Annotated in this window: 4 protein-coding genes; all 4 read left to right on the forward strand. The window is 52.4% G+C overall.

Annotated features, from left to right (window positions below; translation table 11 throughout):
- Positions 1 to 952: DNA methyltransferase (locus tag HWQ67_RS13810; protein ID WP_218253273.1), on the forward strand; the 952-nt coding region annotated here is incomplete at its 5' end.
- 146 nt (positions 953 to 1,098) lie between these two features.
- Entirely contained in the window at positions 1,099 to 2,094 is a 996-nt protein-coding gene (gene rfbB / locus HWQ67_RS13815; protein ID WP_218253274.1) for a dTDP-glucose 4,6-dehydratase, read from the forward strand.
- On the forward strand, positions 2,091 to 2,936 hold the full coding sequence (gene rfbD / locus HWQ67_RS13820; RefSeq protein ID WP_218253275.1) for a dTDP-4-dehydrorhamnose reductase: 846 nt from the start codon (positions 2,091 to 2,093) through the stop codon (positions 2,934 to 2,936). The genes rfbB and rfbD overlap by 4 nt, the downstream gene beginning before the upstream one ends.
- Positions 2,936 to 3,901: a glycosyltransferase family 2 protein gene (locus HWQ67_RS13825; protein ID WP_218253276.1), complete on the forward strand. Its 966-nt coding sequence runs from the start codon at positions 2,936 to 2,938 to the stop codon at positions 3,899 to 3,901. Before rfbD ends, HWQ67_RS13825 begins: the two co-directional genes overlap by 1 nt.
- The last annotated feature ends 113 nt before the right edge of the window (positions 3,902 to 4,014 follow it).

Raw genomic sequence — 4,014 nt, forward strand, 5'->3', positions numbered from 1 at the left:
ATCTGATAAACAACATTTTAATTCATATACTACGCAATGGTTATCCAAAGAGGAATACGTTAAAAAAAGGAAGCAAAAAGTTCGCATAGATGAACAGGAAAGAGAATATGTTTTATCCGATGCAGGTGATGGAAAACGAATTAAAAGATATCTGGAAGAAGCGATAGAAGAGGGCGTTGCTATTGACAATGTATGGGAGATAGATAAACTTACCAGTTCTGCTAAAGAGCGTCTTGGTTATCCAACGCAAAAACCCATCGCCCTGTTGGAACGCATTATCATAGCCTCCTCCAACGAGGGCGACTTAGTCCTTGACCCATTTTGTGGTTGTGGGACTACTGTCACTGCAGCTCAAAAACTGAATCGTCAATGGATAGGCATTGACATAACGCACCTTGCGACAAATCTGATAAAACTGCGTCTTATCGACATGTTTGAATTAGAGCCAAAAAGGGACTACGACATCATAGGAGAACCGGAGGACTTGACGGGCGCTACGGAGCTGGCCTTGCAGAATCGCTATCAGTTTCAGTGGTGGGCAACGTCCCTGATAAACGCCCGTCCCTATGGAGACAAGAAAAAGGGCAAGGATACAGGCATCGACGGCATCCTGTACTTCTCGGACGAAAAAGACAGGGTCAAAAAGGCCATTGTATCCGTAAAAAGCGGCAAGGTCTCAGTCAAAGACGTCCGTGACCTCGGCTATGTCATCGACAGAGAAAAGTCCGACATCGGCATCCTGATAACGTTGACCACGCCCACGCGTGACATGATAAGCGAGGCCGCCGCCAAGGGTTTGTACAGGTCTGAGGCATTTTTCAGAGATTACCCCAGACTTCAGATTCTCACGATTGAGGAACTGTTAAGCGGCAAAAAACCCGATGTCCCGATCCTGGTGTCGCCGTTTAAAAAGGCACGGTGGTCAGATACCGCTGACAATGGATTATTCTGAATAACGTAAGGTGTCATGGATGACAAATCTCTATTACGGGGTCAAGGGGACTGGTCCCCTTGCAGGGGGGTCTGAGGGGGGGCGGAGCCGCCCCCTTCTTTCCCTTCTCTCCCCTTATATGACGATACAGCGAAGGGAGGTATGCGATGAGGATACTGGTAACAGGTGGATGTGGCTTTATAGGGTCGAACTTTATAAGACACATCCTCGACAAATACAACAACTACGAGGTCATTAACCTTGATGCACTGACCTATGCGGGCAATGTCAACAACCTCAAAGACATAGACGCCAAGCGATACCGGTTTGTCCACGACAGCGTGGCAAGTGGCGATACGGTCAGGGGGTTGATCAGGGAGGTCGATGCCGTGGTGAACTTTGCCGCCGAAAGCCATGTTGACCGTTCTATTGAGGATGCGCAGCCCTTTTTGATCACCAACGTGATGGGTGTGCAGGTGCTGTTGGATGCCTCAAGGAAGGCCGGCATAAAGCGCTTTGTCCACATATCAACGGACGAGGTCTACGGCTCCCTTGAGACGGATGAGGGGGTGTTTACGGAGACGACCCCGCTTGCCCCGAACTCCCCATATTCGGCCTCAAAGGGGGCGGCAGACCTCTTGGTACATGCCTACTATAAAACCTACGGATTCCCTGTCTGCACCGTCAGGCCATCCAACAACTACGGGCCATATCAGTTCCCGGAGAAGTTCATCCCGCTGATGATAACCAATCTCATCGATGGTCAACCCGTGCCGCTCTACGGCGAGGGCCAAAACGTGCGCGACTGGTTCTACGTCGGCGACAACTGCCGGGCCATTGACCTGGTGTTGCACAAGGGCAGGGGCGGACAGGCCTACAATGCGGGGGGGCTGTGTGAGCGCAAGAACATCGACATCGTAGAGCAGGTCTTAGACATCATGGGTAAGGACCGCTCGGCCATAAGATACGTCAAGGACCGCCCCGGACACGACTATCGCTATGCCCTCAGCAACGACAAGATACACGCAGAACTGGGTTTTACACCGCAGATGCAGTTCAGGGCCGGCCTTGAACATACGGTGCAGTGGTTTAAGGACAACCAGTGGTGGTGGAGATCGCTTAAGGAGCGCCTTGTCTCTGAAAGTAAGGGGTTCTGGGGTTGAGGATACTTGTAACCGGCAGTGAGGGGATGCTTGCCGGAGACCTTATCCCCATCCTTGCCACCGACTGCGACTGCTACGGCAAAAGCAGGGAGACGCTTGATATAACGGATGCAGAACGTGTCTTTGAGACCGTTGAGGGCTGCGACGTGGTGGTAAACTGCGCTGCCTACACGGCCGTTGACCTTGCAGAGACACAACGGGAGCTTGCAATGCTCGTAAACGGCATCGGGGTGCAGAACCTCGTCCTGGCATGTGAGGCCCACGGTGTGCCCCTGTGTCACATAAGTACGGACTACGTCTTTGACGGCTCAAAGGGGTCCCCTTATACGCCCTTTGATAACGCCTGTCCGGTTAATTTTTACGGGGAAAGCAAGCTGGCTGGTGAGCGCTACGTTAGGTGGCTCACCAGACGGTTTTACATTATCCGGACAAGTTGGCTTTATGGCACACGTGGCAACAATTTCGTCAAGACCATGCTGAGACTCAGCGGGCAGAGGGATGAGGTCCGCGTGGTTAGTGACCAGATAGGCAGTCCCACTTCCACGGTAAGCCTTGCATGGGCCATCAAGGCAATTATTCGGAGCAGACGCTACGGGGTCTACCACGTCACCGACCAGACGGATGGCAAACTGAGCTGGTACGACTTTGCCTGTGAGATCATGCGTCTGACCGGGACCGGTACGCGGGTCATACCGATAACAACGGCTGATTATCCAACTGCGGCCAGGAGACCTGTTTATTCGGTGCTCGACCTGGAGGCAAGCAGGCTCAGTGTCGATTACCCCATCAAAAGCTGGGATGTTGCATTGGCCGACTGTCTCAGGGACATGCCAAAGGTCTGATGAACAGCGTCAGCGTAATCATTCCAACACTCAATGCTGAAAACCTAATCAGTCCGCTTGTTGAGAGGCTCCGCACCCAAAAGGCAAACGTCCTTGAAATCATAGTTATCGACTCCTCTTCGGCGGATTCAACCGTTGCAACGGCCACCTCCCTGGGGTGTGAGACAATCGTGGTCCCTGTCGAGGAGTTTAACCACGGCCTGACACGCAATCTTGCCGCCGGTGTTGCCCGTGGCGAGGCGCTCGTCTTTATGACGCAGGATGCCATGCCCTCTGACGACATGGTGTTGCCCCACCTGCTGACCCCCCTGGAGGATAACGCCGTGGCCGCCTCGTATGCCAGGCAAGTCTGCGGCAAGGATGCCCGCCCTCTGGAGCGGTTCTGCCGACAGTTTAATTACCCCCCCGCTGTCACAGATGGGACGTTTCAGTTGAAGGACTCCGGGGCGGTGGCACACTTGGGCATAAAGACGTTCTTTTTCTCCAACGTCTGCTCCGCCATAAAGAGGGACGTGTTCCTGGAAATGGGCGGCTTTGTAAAGACCCTCATGAATGAGGACATGGTTTTTGCGGCAAAGTTGATTCGCTCCGGCTACAAGGTGGCCTATCAACCCCAGGCCGTTGTTATCCACTGCCATAACTACTCGGTCATGGAGCAGTTACGGAGGCACTTTGACATCGGCGTATCTCTGCGGGACAACGCCCTGTTGTCATACGCAAGTCCCCAGGGGGAGGGCAAGAGGTTTCTCAAGACCGGCGCGCTGCATCTATTGAAAGAGGAGGGGGTGTATTATCTGGGCTACTTCTTTATAGACACGCTTTTCAGATACGCCGGTTACAGTCTTGGTACCAGGCACTCGTTGTTGCCCGGAAAAGTTAAGCGGTGGCTGACAAACAAACCGTCCTACTTTTACCGTGAAAATCTTATTGAGTTAAGACACAAAACTCCCCCTCACCGTCCATGACAGTTTTTTTTTGCGATGATTCTATGTCTTATTCCTTACATATCCAAATTTCTTCAAAATTCGCATCCAGCGTGGAGCGTTGCGCTTTACCTGCAAAGCTTCATAATCTACAT

This window comes from Candidatus Magnetobacterium casense (assembly GCF_019173545.1).
GTDB lineage: Bacteria > Nitrospirota > Thermodesulfovibrionia > Thermodesulfovibrionales > Magnetobacteriaceae > Magnetobacterium > Magnetobacterium cryptolimnobacter.

Coding starts and splice junctions, on each gene's coding strand:
- rfbB (WP_218253274.1), top strand. CDS start 1,099: ATGAGGATACTGGTAACAGGTGGATGTGGCTTTATAGGGTCGAACTTT.
- HWQ67_RS13825 (WP_218253276.1), top strand. CDS start 2,936: ATGAACAGCGTCAGCGTAATCATTCCAACACTCAATGCTGAAAACCTA.